Annotated in this window: 19 protein-coding genes and 2 riboswitches; of the genes, 11 read left to right on the forward strand and 8 right to left on the reverse strand. The window is 71.1% G+C overall.

From position 1 onward, the window contains the following. Window positions 1–26 precede the first annotated feature (26 nt). The 8 genes from ACZ4XJ_RS19995 to ACZ4XJ_RS20030 all read right to left on the reverse strand — a co-directional run bounded on the left by ACZ4XJ_RS19995 (window position 27) and on the right by ACZ4XJ_RS20030 (window position 9,038). Window positions 27–1,139 carry an ABC transporter ATP-binding protein gene (locus tag ACZ4XJ_RS19995; RefSeq protein ID WP_468496974.1) on the reverse strand — a complete coding sequence of 371 codons (1,113 nt, stop codon included), beginning with the start codon at window positions 1,137–1,139 and terminating at the stop codon, window positions 27–29. A gap of 8 nt (window positions 1,140–1,147) precedes the next feature. Continuing rightward, on the reverse strand, window positions 1,148–2,155 hold the full coding sequence (locus ACZ4XJ_RS20000) for an ABC transporter ATP-binding protein (RefSeq protein ID WP_468496975.1): 1,008 nt from the start codon (window positions 2,153–2,155) through the stop codon (window positions 1,148–1,150). A 98-nt stretch (window positions 2,156–2,253) separates the two neighbouring features. Further along, window positions 2,254–3,255, reverse strand: coding sequence for an ABC transporter permease (locus ACZ4XJ_RS20005; protein ID WP_362880273.1), 1,002 nt, complete (start codon window positions 3,253–3,255; stop codon window positions 2,254–2,256). 145 nt (window positions 3,256–3,400) lie between these two features. Then, a complete protein-coding gene (locus tag ACZ4XJ_RS20010) occupies window positions 3,401–5,164 on the reverse strand; it encodes an ABC transporter substrate-binding protein (protein WP_468496904.1) in 1,764 nt (587 codons plus the stop codon). 40 nt (window positions 5,165–5,204) lie between these two features. Continuing rightward, the gene (locus tag ACZ4XJ_RS20015; RefSeq protein ID WP_362880271.1) at window positions 5,205–6,197 is read right to left on the reverse strand and encodes an ABC transporter permease; all 993 of its coding nucleotides are present in this window, start codon (window positions 6,195–6,197) and stop codon (window positions 5,205–5,207) included. Between the two features lie 566 nt (window positions 6,198–6,763). Further along, entirely contained in the window at window positions 6,764–7,504 is a 741-nt protein-coding gene (locus tag ACZ4XJ_RS20020; RefSeq protein WP_362880269.1) for an enhanced serine sensitivity protein SseB C-terminal domain-containing protein, read from the reverse strand. A 56-nt stretch (window positions 7,505–7,560) separates the two neighbouring features. After that, the gene (locus ACZ4XJ_RS20025; protein ID WP_362880267.1) at window positions 7,561–8,295 is read right to left on the reverse strand and encodes an enhanced serine sensitivity protein SseB; all 735 of its coding nucleotides are present in this window, start codon (window positions 8,293–8,295) and stop codon (window positions 7,561–7,563) included. Window positions 8,296–8,363: 68 nt separating this feature from the next. Next, entirely contained in the window at window positions 8,364–9,038 is a 675-nt protein-coding gene (locus ACZ4XJ_RS20030; RefSeq protein ID WP_362880265.1) for an AAA family ATPase, read from the reverse strand. Between the two features lie 188 nt (window positions 9,039–9,226). Next, window positions 9,227–9,331: riboswitch (glycine riboswitch) on the forward strand. Window positions 9,332–9,516: 185 nt separating this feature from the next. Between ACZ4XJ_RS20030 and gcvT the strand changes: the two genes are divergently transcribed. From gcvT to ACZ4XJ_RS20085, 11 genes are all read left to right on the forward strand, one after another. Further along, complete coding sequence (gcvT, locus tag ACZ4XJ_RS20035) at window positions 9,517–10,632, forward strand: glycine cleavage system aminomethyltransferase GcvT (RefSeq protein WP_362880264.1); 1,116 nt, start codon at window positions 9,517–9,519, stop codon at window positions 10,630–10,632. Between the two features lie 122 nt (window positions 10,633–10,754). Further along, window positions 10,755–11,138 (forward strand): glycine cleavage system protein GcvH, encoded by a 384-nt coding sequence (gcvH, locus tag ACZ4XJ_RS20040; protein ID WP_362880262.1) that lies wholly within the window; start codon window positions 10,755–10,757, stop codon window positions 11,136–11,138. A 15-nt stretch (window positions 11,139–11,153) separates the two neighbouring features. After that, complete coding sequence (gene glyA, locus ACZ4XJ_RS20045) at window positions 11,154–12,410, forward strand: serine hydroxymethyltransferase (protein WP_468496905.1); 1,257 nt, start codon at window positions 11,154–11,156, stop codon at window positions 12,408–12,410. 177 nt (window positions 12,411–12,587) lie between these two features. Continuing rightward, window positions 12,588–14,234, forward strand: a complete 1,647-nt coding sequence (locus ACZ4XJ_RS20050) for an APC family permease (RefSeq protein WP_468496906.1) — start codon at window positions 12,588–12,590, stop codon at window positions 14,232–14,234. Window positions 14,235–14,392: 158 nt separating this feature from the next. Continuing rightward, window positions 14,393–15,775, forward strand: coding sequence for an L-serine ammonia-lyase (locus ACZ4XJ_RS20055; RefSeq protein WP_362880258.1), 1,383 nt, complete (start codon window positions 14,393–14,395; stop codon window positions 15,773–15,775). Between the two features lie 523 nt (window positions 15,776–16,298). Continuing rightward, complete coding sequence (locus ACZ4XJ_RS20060; RefSeq protein WP_362880256.1) at window positions 16,299–16,712, forward strand: SsgA family sporulation/cell division regulator; 414 nt, start codon at window positions 16,299–16,301, stop codon at window positions 16,710–16,712. A 143-nt stretch (window positions 16,713–16,855) separates the two neighbouring features. After that, the gene (locus tag ACZ4XJ_RS20065) at window positions 16,856–17,383 is read left to right on the forward strand and encodes an AMIN-like domain-containing (lipo)protein (protein ID WP_468496907.1); all 528 of its coding nucleotides are present in this window, start codon (window positions 16,856–16,858) and stop codon (window positions 17,381–17,383) included. 176 nt (window positions 17,384–17,559) lie between these two features. Next, window positions 17,560–17,755, forward strand: a riboswitch (cobalamin riboswitch). Between the two features lie 29 nt (window positions 17,756–17,784). Further along, window positions 17,785–18,483 carry an energy-coupling factor ABC transporter permease gene (locus tag ACZ4XJ_RS20070; RefSeq protein WP_362880253.1) on the forward strand — a complete coding sequence of 233 codons (699 nt, stop codon included), beginning with the start codon at window positions 17,785–17,787 and terminating at the stop codon, window positions 18,481–18,483. Continuing rightward, window positions 18,480–18,866 carry an energy-coupling factor ABC transporter substrate-binding protein gene (locus tag ACZ4XJ_RS20075; protein ID WP_362880251.1) on the forward strand — a complete coding sequence of 129 codons (387 nt, stop codon included), beginning with the start codon at window positions 18,480–18,482 and terminating at the stop codon, window positions 18,864–18,866. Before ACZ4XJ_RS20070 ends, ACZ4XJ_RS20075 begins: the two co-directional genes overlap by 4 nt. Window positions 18,867–18,870: 4 nt before the next feature. After that, window positions 18,871–19,620 carry a cobalt ECF transporter T component CbiQ gene (gene cbiQ, locus ACZ4XJ_RS20080; protein WP_468496908.1) on the forward strand — a complete coding sequence of 250 codons (750 nt, stop codon included), beginning with the start codon at window positions 18,871–18,873 and terminating at the stop codon, window positions 19,618–19,620. Further along, on the forward strand, window positions 19,611–20,438 hold the full coding sequence (locus ACZ4XJ_RS20085; RefSeq protein WP_362880248.1) for an energy-coupling factor ABC transporter ATP-binding protein: 828 nt from the start codon (window positions 19,611–19,613) through the stop codon (window positions 20,436–20,438). The genes cbiQ and ACZ4XJ_RS20085 overlap by 10 nt, the downstream gene beginning before the upstream one ends. Window positions 20,439–20,456: the final 18 nt, after the last annotated feature.

The raw sequence follows: 20,456 nt of genomic DNA on the forward strand, positions 1-20,456 counted from the left end.
TCCATCGGTGGTGCCGGTCTCGTCCGCTACTCCGCGACCGATATCACCGCGTCCGCCGCGCCGGGCAGGGCCTTGTCGCCCGGAGCCTGGTCCGGGGCGTTCTCGGGGTGGTGGCAGGCGACCTGGTGGCCGGTGGCCAGGGACAGCATCGGCGGCTCCTGCGTCATGCAGATCTGCGTGGCCTTCCAGCACCGGGTGTGGAAGCGGCAGCCGCTCGGCGGGGAGATCGGCGAGGGCACGTCGCCCTTGAGCAGGATGCGTCCGCTCTTGGCGCCGCGCCGCCGCGGGTCCGGCACCGGCACGGCCGACAGCAGCGCCTTGGTGTACGGGTGCATCGGGTTCTCGTAGAGCGACTTGCGGTCGGTCAGCTCCACGATCTTGCCGAGGTACATCACCGCGATGCGGTCCGAGACGTGCCGGATCACCGACAGGTCGTGCGCGATGATCACGTACGTGAGGCCGAGCTCCTCCTGGAGGTCGTCCAGCAGGTTGACCACCTGGGCCTGGATCGACACGTCCAGCGCGGACACCGGCTCGTCGGCGACGACCAGCTTCGGGTTCAGGGCCAGGGCCCGGGCGATGCCGATGCGCTGGCGCTGGCCGCCCGAGAACTCGTGCGGGTAGCGGTTGACGTGCTCGGGGTTGAGGCCCACGAGCGACAGCAGCCGCTGCACCTCGGCCTTGAGCCCGCCCTCCGGGGAGACCCCCTGGAGCTTGAAGGGGGCGCCGACGATGGTGCCGACGGTGTGCCGCGGGTTCAGCGAACCGTACGGGTCCTGGAAGATCATCTGCACGTCGCGGCGCAGCGGACGCATCCCGGCGACCCCGAGGTGCGTGATGTCGCGCCCCTCGAACTCGACGGTGCCGCCGGTCGGCTCCAGCAGGCGCGTGATCAGTCGGCCCATCGTGGACTTGCCGCAGCCGGACTCGCCGACGACGCCGAGGGTCTCACCGCGGCGGACGTCGAAGTCGATGCCGTCCACGGCCTTGACCGCCCCGGCCTGCCGGCGCAGCAGTCCCTTGTTGATCGGGAAGTGCTTGACCAGCCCGGTGACCCGCAGCAGCGGCTCCGCCCCGGACCCCTTGGCGCCGGGCCCGGCGGGGTCCGTCGCGGTGCCCTGCGCGGCGTCCTTCTTCATGTCGTCGGTCACAGCTTCGGCGCAATCTCTTCGGTCCAGATCCGGGTCCGCTCGTCCTGCGACATGTGGCAGGCGGACCAGTGCCGGCTGTCGTCCTGGACCAGCTCGGGCCGCTGGGTGCGGGTGATGCCGCCCTTGGGGACGTCGGCGTAGGGGCAGCGCGGGTTGAAGGCGCAGCCGCTCGGGATGTTGATGAGGCTGGGGGGCGAACCCTTGACCGGGATGAGGCGCTCGGTCTGGTCGCGGTCGATGCGCGGCATCGAGCCGAGCATGCCCCAGGTGTAGGGGTGCCGGGGCTCGTAGAAGACCTTCTCGGCGGTACCGCGCTCGACGCACCGGCCGCCGTACATCACGAGGATCTCGTCGGCCATCTCGGCGACCACGCCCAGGTCGTGCGTGATCATGATGACCGCGGAGCCGAACTCCTTCTGCAGGTCTCGGATCAGGTCCAGGATCTGCGCCTGGACGGTGACGTCCAGGGCGGTGGTCGGCTCGTCCGCGATGAGCAGCTCGGGGTTGTTGACGAGCGCCATGGCGATCATCGCGCGCTGGCGCATGCCGCCGGAGAACTCGTGCGGGTACCCGTCCACGCGCCGGTGGGGCTCGGGGATGCCGACCCGGTCGAGCATCTCGACGGCCCGCTTGCGGGCGGTCTTCTTGTCGACGTCGTGGTGGGTGCGGTACGCCTCGACGATCTGCGCGCCGACCGTGTAGTACGGGTGCATCGCCGAGAGCGGGTCCTGGAAGACCATCGCCATCTTGCGGCCGCGGAGCTTGCGCACGTGGTCGTCGGCGGCGGAGACGAGGTCCTCGCCGTCGAGCCGGACCTCGCCGGAGATGTGCGGGCGGCTGCGGGCGTTCCCGGTGCGGTGCAGGCCCATGATGGCCAGCGAGGTCACCGACTTGCCGGAGCCGGACTCGCCCACGATGCCGAGGGTCTTGCCGCGTTCCAGGTCGAAGGAGAGCCCGTCGACGGACTTGACGAGGCCGTCGTCGGTCGGGAAGTGCACGCGCAGGTCGCGTACGGAGAGGTACGCGTCGTCCCGCGGGCCGCCCTGTTCGGGGACGAAGGCGGGCCCGCCGGAGGCGGTGGGGGTGGAGGCGGGGGTCTCGGTCACGTCAGCCTCACGCGCGGGTCGATGACGGCGTACAGCAGGTCCACGATCAGGTTTGCCATCACCACGAAGAGCGCGGCGAGCAGGGTCACTCCCATGATCACGGGGAGGTCGCCGGCGCCGATGGCGGCCACGGCGGCCGTGCCCAGGCCCTGGAAGTTGAAGGTCGTCTCGGTGAGCACCGCGCCGCCGAGGAGTCCGCCGAGGTCGAGGCCGAACATGGTGACGATCGGGGTGAGCGTGGAGCGCAGGGCGTGCTTGCGGATGACCACGCCCTCCTTGAGGCCCTTGGCGCGGGCGGTGCGGATGTAGTCCTCGCCGAGCACTTCGAGCATGGTCGCCCGGGTGATGCGGGCGTAGGTCGCGGCGAAGAGGAAGGCCAGGGTGATCCAGGGCAGGATCAGGCTGTTGAGCCAGGCCAGTGGATCCTCGGTGAGTGGTCGGTAGTTGGAGACGTCCAACCAGCCGAGGCCGTAGACGAAGATCGCGGGGGCCACCATGCCGGTGAAGAAGATCGGCAGGGAGACGCCGGCGAGGGCGCCGACCATGACGGTCCGGTCGATGGCGGTACGACGCTTGAGCGCGGAGACGACGCCCGTGGCCACACCGGCGATGACCCAGATCACGGCCGCCCCGAGGGCGAGCGAGAGGGTGACCGGCATGCGGTCGATCATCGTCTCCCAGACGGGGGCCTCGGTCTTGAAGGAGTACCCGAAGCAGGGCGCCGCGCAGTGCGTGACATCCGTGCCGCCGTCGTAGTCGCGGCCGACGAAGATGCCCTTGAGGAAGAGCAGGTACTGCTCGGAGATGGGCTTGTCGAAGCCCATCTTCACGCGGATGCCCGCCAGGGCGGTCTCGTTGGTCTCGCGGCCGGCGTACATGAGCGCGGGATCGCTGCCGGTCAGCTTCGGGACCGCGAAGAAGATGCCGAAGGTGACCACGGAGACCACCAGCAGCGTGGCGGCGACGTTGAACAGCCGCCGTATGAGGTAGACGAGCACTGCAGTCGGCCGCCCGGGGCGGGTGGCCGCCGTCCCTCGTGGGGACGGCGGCCACCGCCTGCGGCCTTCACCTGCCCTTCGGACTAGCGCATGTGCGGTGAAGGCACTTACTTGCGTGCTGAGTTGCTTTGAACCTGGCCTGCGACTACTTGGCGGCGATGCCCACCGTGGCAAGGTCGATCTTGCCCATGGAGTCGTTGAAGTAGACGTTCGTCAGACGCGGGTTGTGGTAGACGAAGGCCTTGTCGAAGTTGATCGGCAGGTAGAGCGCCTTCTCCATGACCTTCTTGTTGATCTCCGTGTAGAACGGAGCGGCGGCCTCGGGCGTGGCCGCGGAGGCGGCCTTGTCGAAGAGACCGTTGACCTCGGGGTCGTTCAGCTCGGTGTAGTTGTTGTTGCCGTTCGGCAGGATGAACGAGCCGTCGACCAGCGGCTGGAGGAAGCCGGCGCCGGAGTTGTAGTCGGCACCCCAACCCATCACGATGATGCCGTAGTTCTTCTTCTTCACGTTCTCGGGCGAACCGATCGTGGAGGAGGAGAGCTTGCCGTCGTACTGGTCGATCGTCGCCTTGATCCCGACCTTGGCGAGGGCCGCCTGCAGGGACTCCGCGCTCTTCACCTCGGGGGCGCGGTTGTTGCGCACGGCGATGGTGGTCTCGAAGCCACCGGGCTTGCCACAGGCCGCGAGGGCCTCCTTGGCCTTGGCCTCCTGGGGCTCGCCCTTCGTCAGGCCGAACGGGTCGAAGGCCTTGTCCGAGCCGGGGATGCCGGGCGGCAGCATGTTGGCGCCGAGGTCACCGCTGGTCGGGCCGCCGCGGGCGGTCTGCAGCGACTTCGGGTCGGCGGCGTAGATGACGGCCTTGCGGCACTCGATGTTGTCGAACGGCGCGACGGTCTGCGGGAAGGCGAAGTAGCGGATGTAGCCCGTGAACGGGTTGTCCGCGTTCTTCTTGAGGTTGGGGTCCTTCAGGACCTTGTTCTTGCCGGCCTGCTGCATGCCCGTGCCGTCGACCGCGAGGTCGATGTCACCGGAGAGCAGGCGCTGGTCCATGTCGTCCGGGTTGGTCGTCACCGTGAAGGAGACCTTGTCCGGCAGACCCTTGCGGATCGTGTCGGTCTTCGGGTCCCAGTGCTCGTTGCGAACGAAGGTGGCGCCCTTGCCCGCGGTGAAGCTCTCCACCTTGTAAGGGCCGGTCGACAGCGGCTTGTTGGTGTACGTGGCGCCCGTGTCCTTGGCAGCCGGGACCGGCGAGGAGGACGGCATGGCCAGCAGGTAGCTGAAGTCGGAGTTGGCGCTCGCCAGGTTGAAGACGACCGTCTTGTCGTCCGGCGTCTCGACGGACTTCAGACCCATCTTGTTGGGGTCGGTGTCCTTGTACGGGCCGGGGTACTTCTGGCCCTGGTCGAGGATGTCGATCAGGTACGTCGGACCACCGGACAGCACGTCCTGCGCGAAGACGCGCTCGATGCCGTACTTGATGTCCTTCGAGGTGACCGGCGTGCCGTCCTCGAACTTGACGCCGTCCTTGAGCTTGACGGTGTAGGTCTTGCCGTCGTTGCTGAGCACCGGCAGGGCCTCGGCGAGGTCCGGGACCAGCTTGGTGCCCGCCTCGCCCGGCTTGCTGTCGTACGCGAGCAGCTGGCGCACGTACAGGCGCTGCATGTTCCACACGAAGCCGTAGTAGGCACGCGCCGGGTCGAGGTAGTCGACGTCCTGCGGCGACCAGAGCTTGAGCTCCCCGCCCTTGGCGTCCGAGGGGTTCACGAGCCCGGTGGTGGCCGCGTTGAACGCGGCGCCGCCGTCACCGCCCTTGCCCTCGGCCTTGCCGTCGTCGCCACCGCACGCGGCGGTCAGGGACAGGGCGGCGATCACGGCGGTGATCGCGAGTGCCTGCTTTCTGCGGATCACTATGGTCCAACCTCCAAAGGTGGGTGAATCGAGAAGCGGTTCAGCTGCCCTTGGGGTCGAGTGCGTCACGCAGCCCGTCCCCGAAGAGGTTGAACGCCAGGACGGTGATGAAGATCGTGATACCCGGGACCACCATGTACATGGGGTCGTCCTGGTAGATGGGGATGGCGTCGGACAGCATCTTTCCCCAGGAGGCGGTGGGCGGCTTGACGCCGGCGCCGAGGAAGCTGAGGGCCGCTTCCGTCAGGATGTTGGTCGGGATGATCAGCGTCGCGTAGACGAGGATCGGCGCGACCAGGTTCGGCAGCAGCTCCTTGATCAGGATGTAGCCGCGACCGGCGCCCAGGCTGCGGGCCGCCTCGACGTACTCGCGCTCCCTCAGGGAGATCGTCTGGCCGCGGACGATGCGGCCGATGTACGGCCAGCCGAAGAAGCCGATGACGACGATCAGTACGCCCATCCGGACGCCCGAACCCTCGAAGCCCAGCAGGGAGTTGGGGACGACCGAGACCAGGGCGATGGTGAACAGCAGCTGCGGGAAGGCCAGCAGCAGGTCCATCAGGCGGCTGATGACGCCGTCGACCCAGCCGCCGAGGAAGCCCGCCAGCGCGCCGAGGAGGCTGCCGATGACGACCGACACGAAGGCCGCCAGGAAGGCGACGACCAGCGAGATGCGGGCGCCGTAGACGATCCGGCTGAACACGTCGCGCCCGTTGGTCGGTTCGACGCCCAGCAGGAACTCGGAGCTCATGCCGCCGAAGGAGCCGATCGGCGTGCCCAGGTCCGGGTCGATCATGTCCTCGTGGAACTCGTTGGGCGGGTGGCCCAACAGGCTCACGATCTGCGGGGCGAACACCGCGATCAGGATCAACAGGATCACGACCACGCCGCCGGTCAGCGCGACCTTGTCACGCTTGAGCCGCATCCAGGCGATGCGGCCGGGCGAACGGCCTTCGATGGCTTTGGCAGGGACGTCGGCTACGGACACGGGTGCGGGTGTTTCCGCGCTCGTGTCATGCAGTGGTGCCGTCATCGTGGTGGGGACCCCTCTCGGCCGACGGGTAGCCGGCCCATGCCCGCCGCTGTGGCGGCGTTGGTGCGGAGTGGCGCTCGGAGTGCGTGGTACACGCAGAACGCGTGCGGAGTGCAGGGTGCTGAGCAGCTGAAGTGCGGAAAGTGCCGTGCGGAACAACAAGCGAAGTCCACGTGCCGAACCGGGTCCTGGAGGACTGACCGGCTCTTGGGTGGGGAGTCTTCATCGGGCGCTCGACCAGCCGCCAGACCCGCAGATGAATGGATGCGCAACCGTGATCTGATGCGTCGGTTCCCGTTATCCGGACTCCACTGTCTCCTCAGCGGAGCAAGACCGGCCGTTCGGTACCTAACCGGACATCGCGCCCAACTCACTGGAGGAGTGCGCCTATTGGGCGCCCAACAGGGTTGAAATCCGGACAACGCGAAGGCCGCCGGGAACCGTGGTTCCCGGCGGCCCGAAGTCCGTCGAAGGGGTCCGTCCCAGAGGGCGGGCAGCTGCCCGTTCTCCCTGTAGGTGACCTGGTGAAAGCCCTCCGGGTGCGTCCCGGCGGCCTCCGGCGTCCGCTAGTGGACCGCCGCCTGACCCTCCCGGTCGTAGAACGGCCGGGTCTGCGCGCGCAGCCACATCGCCACCGGGTCGTGCTCGTCGGCCAGCGCGACCGTGCAGACCGGCACCCCCTCGGGCACCGCCCCGACGGACTGCCGCATCATCTCGCGGACGGATTCCAGCGCGGGCGCGGAGGCGTCGTAGAGGTCGAGCCCCACCGCGAGGTACGCCGACCCCAGCGAAGGTTGCACCCAGGCGCGGCGCAGCGAGCGCACGGCGGGCGTGCGGTGCGCGTGGCGGGTCAGCAGCCCGTAGAACTGCGGCAGCTCCAGGGAGGGCTCGGAGAGCCGCAACGGGCCGGCCGGCATCCGGTCCAGGCCGGTGGCGATCCGACGCAGGTCGGCCCACGGCACGCCGAGGCCGCCGCCCTGGGCGTGCGGGTTGACCCACAGGCCCCAGCGGTCCGGGTAGAGGGCGCGGGCGACGTCCCGGCCGGTGACCACCTCGTAGCCGCGGTTCCAGCCGCTGGCGGCCAGTTCCTGCGGCGAGGTCACGCAGGGCGCGTAGCCGAGCCCGTCGACCTCCATGCCGCCGTACTGGGCGTCCGGCGAACCCGGCTGTCCCTGCCACAGCAGCATCCACAGCCGGCCCTCCGCGAGGCCGTGCAGCAATGACTCGTAGTTCTCATAGCGCCCGGGAGTCACCTGGCGCAGCATGTGCTCGACCTGCCCGGCCGCGGCCGTGCCTGACGCACTCACCCGGTACCCCTCTTCGTCCGCCCGTCGTCCACCCGTACCGCCCAGCTTAAGCGGCGCTACGGAAGGTAGAAGGGGCGTACGCGCTCACGAATCCACTCCGTGACCGGGTCCTCGGCGGCGTCGAGCAGGATCAACTGCACGGTCCAGGGCACCGGTACGCGTGCCAGGGCCCGCCCGAGGGCCTCCAGCGGGGCGCCGCGGAACTCGGGGTCCCATCCCACCAGCCGGACACCGACGTACAGCTCGGGGGCCCCGCCCTCCACGCTGGCCAGGCAGCGGTGGGCGGCGGCGACCACGCCGGTGCCGCGGAACTCCTCGGCGGCGACGGCCAGGAAGTCGACCGGGTCCTCCTGCCAGTCGGGCTCGAAGAGCCGTACCCGGCCCCCGGTGGCCGGACCGTCGAGCGGCCCCCGGCCCGCCCGGCACAGTTCGGCGACGGCGGCCGGCGGCAGCGGCACCCCGACGGCCCCCTCCGGGTTCACGGCGATGCCGAGCTGCGGGGGCAGGCCGCGGGCGAACTCCACGGCGGGGGCGATCACGAAGTCCATGCCGGGTCCCGCGCAGTACCGGAACTGGGCCTCCGAGCTGTAGACGGGGACGTACGCCTCCCCGCCGATCAGCATCGTGGGAAGGCTGAGGCTGCCCTGGTCCGGGCCGCCGCCCTCGGGCAGCGGCACCCAGAGCGGACTGCGCCCGAGCACCTCGACGATCCGCTCCCCGGCGTCCGTCCGCCCGAGCGCCGCCCCGAGCACCTGCTCCAACTCGTTCGCCGGCCAGCCGCTGCCCTGCATGTACCCCTGCCCTCCGTGTGGCGCCGATGTGCTGCCGAGGCTATCGGCTGCGGGCGGGCCGGTCGGAGTCAGCCGTGGAAGGCGATGGAGGTCACGGCGGCGGCCGAGCGGCGGTCGAGCAGCGTCGCCGAGGCGCAGCCCGCGGGCGGCCGGCCGGCCTCGGCCTCGCGGAGCAGCCGGCGGACGGCGCCGCGGTGGCAGGCGAAGGCGTACGCGGACACCCGGCGCCCCCGCGCCGCCTGGCCGGACAGCGCCTCCTCGGCGGTGGTGTCGAGCAGCAGCAGGTGCAGCGAACGGTCGCGGCGGCGGGCGACGGTCGCGAGCAGAGCGCGCACCCAGCTCTGGGTGCCGCAGTCGTGGACCACTACGGATTCACCGGAGCTGAGCTTGCGCCACAGGCCCCAGTAGTGGGCGACGCGGACGAGGGGCCGGTACGCGGCGTAGGGCAGCGCGGCCGGCATCCGGCGTTCCCAGCGTTCGCGGGCGTCCTGGGAGTCGATGCCGCCGCCGTCGGTGGCGCGCTTGATCAGGGTGCTCTTGCCGCCGCCGGGCAGGCCGGACACCACGACGATGTCCCCCGTCGCGAAGCCGAGCCGGTGCGGGCCGCACGCGGCGGATCCCCGCAGGTCACGGACCGGGCCGAGGCCCTGCGCGAGGGCGCGCGGCGCCGCTCCCGCGGCCCGCTGGGCCGGGACCGCGTCGATCCCGGTTCCTCCGTCGACGGGTCCCGTTGTGGTGACCACTCCGAACCTCCGCACAGCGTCTCCCCCCGAAACGGGGCCGCACGAGCCCCATGCCCACTGAGTGTAAAGAGACGGTAATCCGGCGCCCCCGGTTCCGCTCTCGGCTTTCCCACGGGCCCCGCCGCCCGGTCCCGGACGTCCCGTGCAATGATGTGCGCCATCTGGACACCAACTGCATACCGGCCGCTTGAATCCGCGCGGGAGAGTCCCGGCAGGGCCGCAAGGCCGTGCCCGGGCGCCGAAGGAGCAAGTACCTCCCTTGAATCTCTCAGGCCCCGTACCGCGTGGATGAGGCAGATCTGAAAAGCGAGCCGCGCCACGACCGTCCCGACGGTCGTCGGAGCGTGCTCCACCCAAGGTGCAAACCGTGGAGTTGACCCGTACGCGCGGGAACTCCCGGCGAACCTCTCAGGTTCCGATGACAGATGGGGAGGATCGTCCTCGTCATGTCATGCCCTGGGACCCGGGAGCCACACCCATGAGCACTGCCCCCCGCCTGACCGCGCTCGACGCGCTGCACCGCTCGCTCGGTGCGACCATGACCGATTTCGCGGGCTGGGACATGCCGCTGCGGTACGCCAGTGAGCGCGACGAGCACAACGCCGTGCGCACCCGCGCCGGCCTGTTCGACCTGTCGCACATGGGCGAGATCACCCTGACCGGCCCCGAGGCCGTCAAGGCGCTGGACTACGCGCTGGTCGGCAACATCTCGACCGTCGGTGTCGGCCGCGCCCGCTACACGCACATCTGTCAGGAGGACGGCGGCATCGTCGACGACCTGATCGTGTACCGCCTCGGCGAGACCGAGTACATGGTCGTCGCCAACGCCTCCAACGCCCAGGTCGTGCTGGACGCGATCACCGAGCGCGCCGCCGGCTTCGACACCGAGGTCCGCGACGACCGTGACGCGTACGCGCTGATCGCCGTCCAGGGTCCGGAGTCCCCCGGCATCCTGAAGTCCCTCACGGACGCCGACCTGGACGGGCTGAAGTACTACGCGGGCCTGCCGGGCACCGTCGCGGGCGTGCCCGCGCTGATCGCGCGTACGGGCTACACGGGCGAGGACGGCTTCGAGCTGTTCGTCTCCCCCGAGCACGCGGTGGCGCTGTGGCAGGCGCTGACCGAGGCGGGCGCGGGCGTCGGCCTGGTCCCGGCCGGCCTGTCCTGCCGCGACACCCTGCGCCTGGAAGCGGGCATGCCGCTGTACGGGCACGAGCTGACCACCTCCCTCACCCCGTTCGACGCGGGTCTGGGCCGGGTCGTGAAGTTCGAGAAGGAGGGTGACTTCGTCGGCCGCGCCGCGCTGGAGGCCGCCGCCGAGAAGGCCGCCACGAAGGCGCCGCGCAAGCTGGTCGGCCTGATCGCCGAGGGCCGCCGCGTCCCGCGCGCCGGCTTCCCCGTCGTCGCCGACGGGCAGGTCATCGGCGAGGTCACCTCGGGCGCCCCGTCCCCGACGCTGGGCAAGCCGATCGCGATGGCGTACGTCGACGCGGAGCACGCCGCACCCGGCACGTCCGGCGTCGGCGTCGACATTCGCGGTACGCATGAGCCGTACGAGGTCGTGGCCCTGCCGTTCTACAAGCGGCAGAAGTAGTTCCGCACACGGCAACGCGGCACGGACGGCCGTACGGGCACCCGTACGGGGTCGTCCCGTGGCGTCCCAGCATCCAAGACCGCTGTTCGTATCCACTCCCCCGCATCCAGGAGAATCAGGTCATGAGCAACCCCCAGCAGCTGCGTTACACCAAGGAGCACGAGTGGCTGTCGGACGCCGTGGACGGCGTCGCGACGGTCGGCATCACGGAGTTCGCGGCCAACGCGCTCGGTGACGTCGTCTACGCCCAGCTCCCCGAGGTCGGCGACACCGTCACCGAGGGCGAGACCTGCGGCGAGCTGGAGTCGACCAAGTCGGTCAGCGACCTGTACTCCCCCGTCTCCGGCGAGGTCGTCGAGGCCAACCAGGACGTCGTGGACGACCCGGCCCTCGTGAACACGGCCCCGTTCGAGGGTGGCTGGCTGTTCAAGGTGCGCCTCTCGGACGAGCCCAAGGACGTGCTCTCGGCCGAGGAGTACGCCGCGCTCACCCACTCCGACAACTGACACCAGGGGATTTCGATGTCCGTACTGAACACGCCCCTCCACGAGCTCGACCCCGACGTCGCCGCCGCCGTCGACGCCGAGCTCGTACGCCAGCAGTCCACCCTGGAAATGATCGCGTCGGAGAACTTCGCTCCCGTCGCCGTCATGGAGGCCCAGGGCTCGGTCCTGACCAACAAGTACGCCGAGGGCTACCCCGGCCGCCGCTACTACGGCGGTTGCGAGCACGTCGACGTCGTCGAGCAGATCGCGATCGACCGGATCAAGGCGCTCTTCGGCGCCGAGGCCGCGAACGTGCAGCCGCACTCCGGTGCGCAGGCGAACGCCGCCGCGATGTTCGCGCTGCTGAAGCCGGGCGACACGATCATGGGTCTGAACCTGGCCCACGGCGGTCACCTGACCCACGGCATGAAGATCAACTTCTCCGGCAAGCTCTACAACGTGGTCCCGTACCACGTCGACGAGACCGGCGAGGTCGACATGGCCGAGGTCGAGCGCCTCGCCAAGGAGTCCAAGCCGCAGCTGATCGTCGCCGGCTGGTCCGCCTACCCGCGCCAGCTGGACTTCGCCGCCTTCCGCCGCATCGCGGACGAGGTCGGCGCGTACCTGATGGTCGACATGGCGCACTTCGCCGGTCTGGTCGCCGCGGGCCTGCACCCGAACCCGGTGCCGCACGCCCACGTCGTCACCACCACCACGCACAAGACCCTCGGCGGTCCGCGCGGCGGCGTCATCCTGTCGACGCAGGAGCTGGCCAAGAAGATCAACTCCGCGGTCTTCCCGGGCCAGCAGGGCGGCCCGCTGGAGCACGTGATCGCGGCCAAGGCCGTCTCCTTCAAGATCGCGGCCTCGGAGGACTTCAAGGAGCGCCAGGTGCGCACCCTGGAGGGCGCGCGCATCCTGGCCGCCCGTCTGGTCCAGGACGACGTCAAGGCCGTGGGCGTGGACGTCCTCACCGGCGGCACCGACGTGCACCTGGTCCTGGTGGACCTGCGCAACTCGGAGCTCGACGGCCGGCAGGCCGAGGACCGCCTCCACGAGGTCGGCATCACGGTCAACCGGAACGCCATCCCGAACGACCCGCGGCCGCCGATGGTGACCTCGGGCCTGCGGATCGGTACGCCGGCGCTCGCCACCCGCGGTTTCGACGCCGAGGCCTTCACCGAGGTCGCCGAGATCATCGCGCAGGCACTGAAGCCGGAGTACGACGCGGCGGACCTGAAGGCGCGCGTCTCGGCGCTCGCCGCGAAGTTCCCGCTGTACCCGTCGCTGTAGCCGTCGCTGTAGCCGAAGGAGGGGGCCCGGCCGTGTTGTCCACAGGCCGGGCCCTTTTCATGACCAATGTCCTTGGCGGATGCCGCCCATCGCCTCTTAAACGTTCAAAAAGTGGCAAATAGGCTCGCGATAAAGACAGCACGCCACGGCATTCCCGTCAGGACGGACACCCTCCCCATGGACATGAGCGCAGCGAACCGGAAGGGACTCAGTCTCTTCGCGCTGATCATGATCGGCATCGGCTCGATCTTCGGATCGGGCTGGCTCTTCGGTGCCGGCACGGCAGCGCAGGTCGCGGGCCCCGCGGCGCTCGTCGCCTGGGTGATCGGGGCCGTGTTCATCGGCATGATCGCCATGTCCTACGCCGAGGTGGGCGCCGCCTACCCGATCCCCGGCGGCATGGCCCGGTACGGGGCCATCTCGCACGGCCCGGTCCTCGGCTTCATCACCGGCTGGGCGGTGTGGATCGCGGTCGCCTCCCTGATCCCCATCGAGTCGATCGCGGCGACCCAGTACATGTCCTCCTGGAGCTTCGGCTGGGCACGGGACCTGGTGGACGCCGGGTCCCACCAACTGACCGGCTTCGGCACGGCCGTCGCGCTGGTGCTCACCGTCGTGCTGTGGCTGTCCTGCTACTGGTCGGTCCAGCTGCTGGCGAAGATCAACGCGGCGCTGACCCTGGTCAAGTTCGCCATCCCGGTGCTCGCCGTCGCCGCGCTGATCGCCTCCGGCTTCCACACCGAGAACTTCTCCGCGCACGGCGGCTTCGCGCCCAACGGCTGGACCGCCGTCCTGACGGCGGTGACCACCTCGGGCGTCGTCTTCGCCTTCAACGGCTTCCAGGCGGTCGTGAACCTCGGCGGGGCCGCCAAGAACCCGGGCCGGGCCATTCCGGTCGCCCTGGTCGGCGCGCTGTCCCTGGGCCTGGTCATCTACCTCGCCCTCCAGGTGGCCTTCCTGGGCGCCGTACCGCCGGAGCACCTGGCGCAGTCCGGCGGCTGGTCCGGGGTGAACTTCAACTCGCCGTTCGCCGACCTCGCCAAGCTGCTGATGATCCACTGGGTGGTGGTGATGCTCCAGTTCGGCGCCTTCGTCTCCCCCGCCGGTTCCAACATCGCCAACGTGGCCTCGGCCGCCTACATGGTCCAGAACCTCTCCGAGACCGGCTTCTTCCCCCGGCGACTCAAGGAGACGCACCCCGTGTACGGGACCGCCCGCCCGGCGATGTGGCTGAACCTGGGGTTCTCCGTCCTGCTGCTGGTGACCGTCGGCCACAGCTGGAAGACCCTGGCGCCGGTCATCTCGGCCGCGATGGTGATCTCGTACCTGATCGGTCCCGTCGCGGTCGGCGTCTTCCGCCGCACCAAGCCCGGTCTGCCCCGCCCCTTCCGGCTGCCCGCCGCGAAGGTCATGTGCCCGCTCACCTTCGTCTTCGCCGCCTGCGCCCTCTACTGGTCGAAGTGGCCCAACACCGGCATCGTCACCGCGCTGACCCTGCTGGCCGCCCCGATCGCCGCCCTCGTGCTCTCCCGCAAGGGCGAGCGGAACCTCTCCCGCCAGTTCGCCCCGGCCTGGTGGATCGTCTTCTTCCTCGGAGCCCTGTCCCTGCTGTCCTGGCTGGGCTCCACCGACTTCGGCGGCCGGGGCACCCTCCCGGGCGGGCTGGACATCGCCCTCGTCGCCGCCATGGCGCTCGTCACGTACTTCTGGGCCGTGGACGCGGGCGTCAAGGCCCACCGGGCGGGCCTGCCGGGCCCGGACCCGGTACTGGACGGCTCCGTCGCCCCGGCGGCGGAACCGGAACGCGAGCCGGCCCACGCCTGAGCGCCACGTCCGGCAGCAGAGTCGTTCACCTGCACGCGTTACGCTCGACCACCGGACAAAATCCGCAGATCCGCCCTTTGATCACCCCACCGCTCGATCAGCACACCGCTCCACCTCCTGCCCCCTCCCACCCCACGAGCAGACAAGGGAGTCCGCCAGTGGCCATCTCCGTCTTCGACCTCTTCTCCATCGGCATCGGCCCGTCCTCCTCCCACACGGTCGGCCCGATGCGCGCGGCGCGCATGTTCGTCATGCGGCTGAAGAAGGACGGCGTCCTCGCCCAGACCGCCTCCGTCCGCGCGGAGCTCTTCGGGTCCCTCGGCGCCACCGGCCACGGCCACGGCACGCCCAAGGCGGTGCTGCTGGGCCTGGAGGGGCACTCCCCCCGCACGGTGAACGTCGAGAGCGCCGACGCCGAGGTCGAGCGCATCCGGCAGAGCGGCCGGCTGCGGCTGTTGGGGGCGGAGATAGGCGATGGCCACGAGATCGCCTTCGACGAGCCCAACCAGCTGATCCTGCACCGCCGCCGCTCGCTGCCGTACCACGCGAACGGCATGACGCTCTTCGCCTACGACGAGGCCGGCAACCCGCTCCTGGAGAAGACGTACTACTCGGTCGGCGGCGGCTTCGTCGTCGACGAGGACGCGGTCGGCGAGGACCGGATCAAGCTCGACGACACCGAGCTGAAGTACCCCTTCCGCTCCGGCGACGAGATGCTGCGCCTCGCCAACGAGACCGGCCTGTCGATCTCCTCCCTGATGATGGAGAACGAGAAGGCCTGGCGCACCGAGGAGGAGATCCGCGAGGGCCTCCTGGAGATCTGGCGGGTCATGCAGGCCTGCGTCGCGCGCGGCATGTCCCGCGAGGGCATCCTGCCGGGCGGCCTGCGGGTCAAGCGCCGGGCCGCCTCCACGGCGCGCCAGCTGCGCACCGAGGGCGACCCGATGATGCACCGCAGCGAGTGGACCACCATCTACGCGATGGCGGTCAACGAGGAGAACGCGGCGGGCGGGCGCGTGGTGACCGCCCCGACCAACGGCGCGGCCGGGGTGCTGCCCGCGGTCCTGCACTACTACATGAACTTCGTGCCGGGCGCGGACGAGGACGGCGTGGTCCGCTTCCTCCTCGCGGCGGGCGCGATCGGCATGCTGTTCAAGGAGAACGCCTCGATCTCCGGCGCCGAGGTCGGCTGCCAGGGCGAGGTCGGCTCGGCCTGCTCGATGGCGGCCGGCGCCCTCGCCGAGGTCCTGGGCGGCACCCCGGAGCAGGTGGAGAACGCCGCCGAGATCGGCATGGAGCACAACCTGGGGCTGACCTGCGACCCGGTCGGCGGCCTGGTCCAGATCCCCTGCATCGAGCGCAACGGCATGGCGGCCGTGAAGGCCGTCACCGCCGCGAAGATGGCCATGCGCGGCGACGGCAGCCACAAGGTCTCCCTCGACAAGGTCATCAAGACCATGAAGGAGACCGGCGCGGACATGAAGGTCAAGTACAAGGAAACCGCCCGCGGCGGCCTCGCGGTCAACGTCATCGAGTGCTGACCGGCGCCGACCGGACCTGACCGGCCGGCGGCGATGGTGACGGGCGGAACCACCGCCCGGCGACCGCGCCGCCCGCCGCCGCGCCCCGAGAGCCCGCCCTCCCCGCCGGAGGGCGGGCTCTTCCGCGTACGGAACCAGGGGCGGGGCAGGGGCGTCGCAGGGGGCGGCTACGATCTCGCGTACCGGCGAGGGGGGAAGCGTGGAAACATCGCACTGGGCTCCAAGCCCGCATGCCTCGCGGTCATTCGATGGGCACGAACCGACCGCCCCGACCACGGTCGGGCTGGTCGGACCGGTCACCGCCGCGAGCCCCCGTACGTCAACCCGGACGCGGCCCTGCTGCTGGTCGGCGCGCTCGGCGCCGGGGCGTCCGCCCTGGTCGGCATGCGGCTGCCCGCGGGCGGCGAAGACGGGTCCAGGGGCCCGTCCGGCTCGGGACCTTCGGCGCCCGGCCGGGCCGAGGGGGTCGGCCGGCGTGCCGGAAGGGCCCCGGAAGACCCCGTTCGAGAGGAAGGCTCATCCGTTGCACACCTCCGTCACCGAGCACCGCGTCCTGCCGCTCCGACTGGAGGCGGCGCCCGCGTCCGTCCCCCTGCAGGGGGTCTTCGTCTACCGCACGGACCGGCCGTACGAGCTGGCCGTGGACTTCCGCGGCGCGGGGGTCCACCTGGCGCGCTGGGTGTTCTCCCGGGAGCTGTTGCTCGACGGGGAGGCCACCGCGACGGGCGAGGGGGACATACAGGTGTGGCCCCGCCGACAGGGTTCGGAGCCGCGGGTCCTCCTCGCCTTCAGCAACGGCCTGCAGAACTGCGTGGTCTCCGCCCGCGCCAAGGACGTCCGCGAGCTGTGCCGCCGGATGACCGCCCTGGTCCCGCGCGGGCAGGAGCGCCGCCACTACGACCTCGACGCCGAGGTGAGCGCCCTGCTGGCGCACTGACCGGCCGCCGGGCGCGCCGCGCCGGCCGCGGGCCTCCGCAGCGGGCGGAAACGGGGCGGCGCCGGCGTGCAACCGTGGGCGCCCCTCGGGTGTCCTACCCGATGACAACCCTGTCCCCGTCTCTGAAGAATCGGGGGAACGTCATGCGTCACCTGCTTCGTCCTCGTCGTCGGCGGATCGCGGCCCTGGCCACGGGCGCGCTGCTCACCGCCGGACTCGCGCTCGCCGGTCCGGCCACCGCCGCCTCCGCCGCCGCTTCCACCACCAACACCCAGACTCCGCTCGTCGTGAACGCCCGCTGGGGCGGGCACTGCACCTTCGACCGGATCGTGATCGACCTCCAGGGCTACGTCCCGACGGTCAACGTCAGCCCCGTTCCCAAGCTGGTCTACGACGGCTCGGGCAAGCCCGTGCCGCTGGCCGGGAAGTACTTCCTGGAGATCCGCCTGAACCCGGCCGCGGGGCACGACGACGCGGGCCAGAACGTGTACCAGGGCCCCCGGCTCCAGAAGATCTACCTGTCCAAGCTCAAGGGTCTCGCCATGACGGGCGACTACGAGGGGTACGTGACCTTCGGCGCCGCCTTCGACACCAAGCCGACCTACGGCGTCACCGTCCTGCACAACCCGGAACGGGTCGTGGTGGACGTCTCGCACCCCAACACGTGCTGACCTGACGGGTCCGACGCGCGGTCGGGGGCCCGGGGTGTCGCACACCCCGGGCCCCCTTCGCCGTCACGGGTCGAGGCCGGCCGGGTAGGACGCCCCCGCCCCGGCCGCCATCGGGCCGCACCCGCCCGGGTCACCCCCGCCGGCGGGGCCGGGTTGTTACCGGTCCGCGCGGCCGACTACTGTCAGCGGGCCTTGGTGTTCGGGAAACCGGTGGAAAACCGGTGCGGCCCTCGCCACTGTGATCGGGAAGTCCGGCTCCATTCCTGCGGGAAGCCACTGGGTTCCGCGCGGGAGACCGCACGGCCCCGGGAAGGCGGAGTCAGGGCATCAGTACCCGTGAGCCAGGAGACCGGCCGAGGCGCGTCGTCCATCCACGAGGTGCTGGAGAGGTCTCTCTACTCATGCATATAGCCGAGGGGTTCCTGCCCCCTTTGCACGCGGTCGCCTGGGGCGCCGCATCCGCTCCCTTCGTCGTCCACGGCGTCCGCGCCCTCACCCGCGAGGTGAAGGCCAATCCCGAGAGCACCCTGTTGCTCGGGGCGTCCGGAGCATTCACCTTCGTCCTTTCCGCCCTGAAGATCCCTTCGGTGACGGGGAGTTGCTCGCACCCCACCGGCACCGGACTGGGAGCCATCCTGTTCCGGCCACCGATCATGGCGGTCCTCGGCACGATCACCTTGCTGTTCCAGGCCCTGTTGCTGGCGCACGGCGGGCTCACCACGCTCGGCGCCAACGTCTTCTCGATGGCCATCGCCGGCCCCTGGGCGGGCTACGGGGTCTACCGGCTGCTGAAGAAGTTCGACGTGCCGCTGATGGTGACCGTCTTCTTCGGCGCCTTCTTCGCCGACCTCGTCACCTACTGCGTGACCTCCGTCCAGCTGGCCATGGCGTTCCCGGACCCGGCCAGCGGGTTCGTCGGGGCGCTGGAGAAGTTCGCGGGCATCTTCGCCCTCACCCAGATCCCGCTCGCGATCAGCGAGGGGCTGCTGACGGTGCTCGTGGTGCGGTTGCTGATGCAGTCGAGCAGGTCCGACCTGGTGCGCCTGGGCGTCGCCCGGCTGACCGGTACCACGACGAAGCAGGAGGCGGCGGCCCGATGACCAGGAACGCGAAGATCAACACCCTGCTGCTGCTCCTGGTGGCGGCGCTGGCCGTGCTCCCGCTCGCGCTGGGACTCGGGGACGGCAAGGAGGAGCCGTTCGCCGGCGCCGACGCGCAGGCGGAGGCGGCCATCACCGAGCTGAAGCCGGACTACGAACCCTGGTTCTCCCCCCTGTACGAACCCCCCTCGGGCGAGATCGAGTCGGCCCTGTTCGCCCTCCAGGCGGCGCTGGGCGCGGGCGTGCTCGCGTACTACTTCGGCGTGCGCAAGGGGCGCCGCCAGGGCGCGGCGCTCGCGGCCGGGGCGGACGGCGGGAGCGGGACGGGCGCCGGGACCGGCGCCGACCCGGGTACGGCCGGCGCGGCCGGCGCGGAGCGCTAGCGCGGTGCTGCCGATCGACGTGGCGGCGCACGGCAGTCGCTGGCGCCGCCGCCATCCCCTGGAGAAGGCCCTGCTGGGGCTGGGGCTGACGGTCACCGCCGTGTGCCTGCCGCCCTGGCCCGGCGGGCCGCTGGTCGCCGCGGCGACCCTGGCGGTGCTGCTCGGCCCCGCCGGGGTGGCCGGCCGACAGCTGTGGCGGGCCTTCCGGGTCCCGCTCGGCTTCTGCTGCACGGGCGCGCTGCCGCTGCTGGTGTCCCTGGGCGGCCCGTCGGGATTCGTCTCGCTCGCCCCCGACGGGCCCCGGCACGCCGCCGAGCTGCTCCTGCGCACCTCGGCGGCCTCGCTCGGGGTGCTGCTGTTCGCCTTCACCACCCCGGTCTCCGACGTGCTGCCCCGGCTGGTGCGCGCCGGGGTGCCGGCCCCGGTCGTGGACGTGGCCCTGGTCATGTACCGGATCGGGTTCCTGCTGCTCGACTCCATGGCCCAGGTCCGCCGGGCCCAGGCGGCCCGCCTCGGGCACACGAACCGGGCCGCGGTGTGGCGTTCGCTGGCCGCGCTCGCGGCGACCTCGTTCGTACGGGCCTTCGACCGCGCCGGCCGGCTCCAGGAGGGGCTGGCCGGGCGCGGCTACGACGGCGCGCTGCGGGTGCTCGTCCCCGAGGCGACCCTGTCCCGGCGGTTCCTGGCGGCGTCCGCCGCCCTGCCGGCCTCCCTGGTCGGCCTGACCCTCGTACTGAAGGAGCTGTGTCCGTGACCCCGTTGGTGGAGCTGGTCGGCGCGGGCTACGCCTACGAGGACGGTCCCGCCGTCCTCGCCGGCGTGGACTTCGCCATCGCGCCGGGCCGTGCGCTGGTCCTGCTGGGCCGCAACGGCAGCGGCAAGACCACGCTGATGCGGCTGCTCAGCGGCGGCCTGCGGCCCGGCTCGGGCGAACTGCGGCTGGACGGGGCGGTGGTGGCTTACGACCGGACCGGTCTGACCCGGCTGCGGACGTCGGTGCAGTTGGTGGTCCAGGACCCGGACGACCAGTTGTTCGCGGCCTCCGTCGAACAGGACGTGTCCTTCGGTCCGATGAACCTGGGGCTGGCCGCCCCGGAGGTCCGCGAGCGGGTCGACTCGGCGCTGGCCGCCCTGGACATCACCGCGCTGCGGGACCGTCCCACGCACCTGCTCTCGTACGGGCAGCGCAAGCGCGCGGCCATCGCGGGCGCGGTCGCGATGGCGCCGCGCGTGCTGATCCTGGACGAGCCGACGGCCGGCCTGGACCCGGACGGCCAGGAACGGCTGCTGGACGTCCTGGCGGGGCTGCGGCGGGCGGGCACGACGGTGGTGATGGCCACCCACGACGTGGACCTCGCGGTCCGTTGGGCCGACGACGCGGCCGTCCTGACCCCGGCGGGCATCCGCACCGGGCCGGCGACGGCCCTGCTGTCGGACCCGGAGCTGCTGGCCTCGGCGGGCCTGCGCCAGGCCTGGTCGCCGGCCGTGACGGCCTTCCTGCGCTCCCGGGGCCTGCTGGACGAGGACTCCCCGGGCCCGCGCGTCCCCGAGGCCCTGGCCGCCTGGCGCTGAGCCGCGCCGGGCCTCCCT

The organism is Streptomyces sp. NPDC029836 (assembly GCF_055574495.1).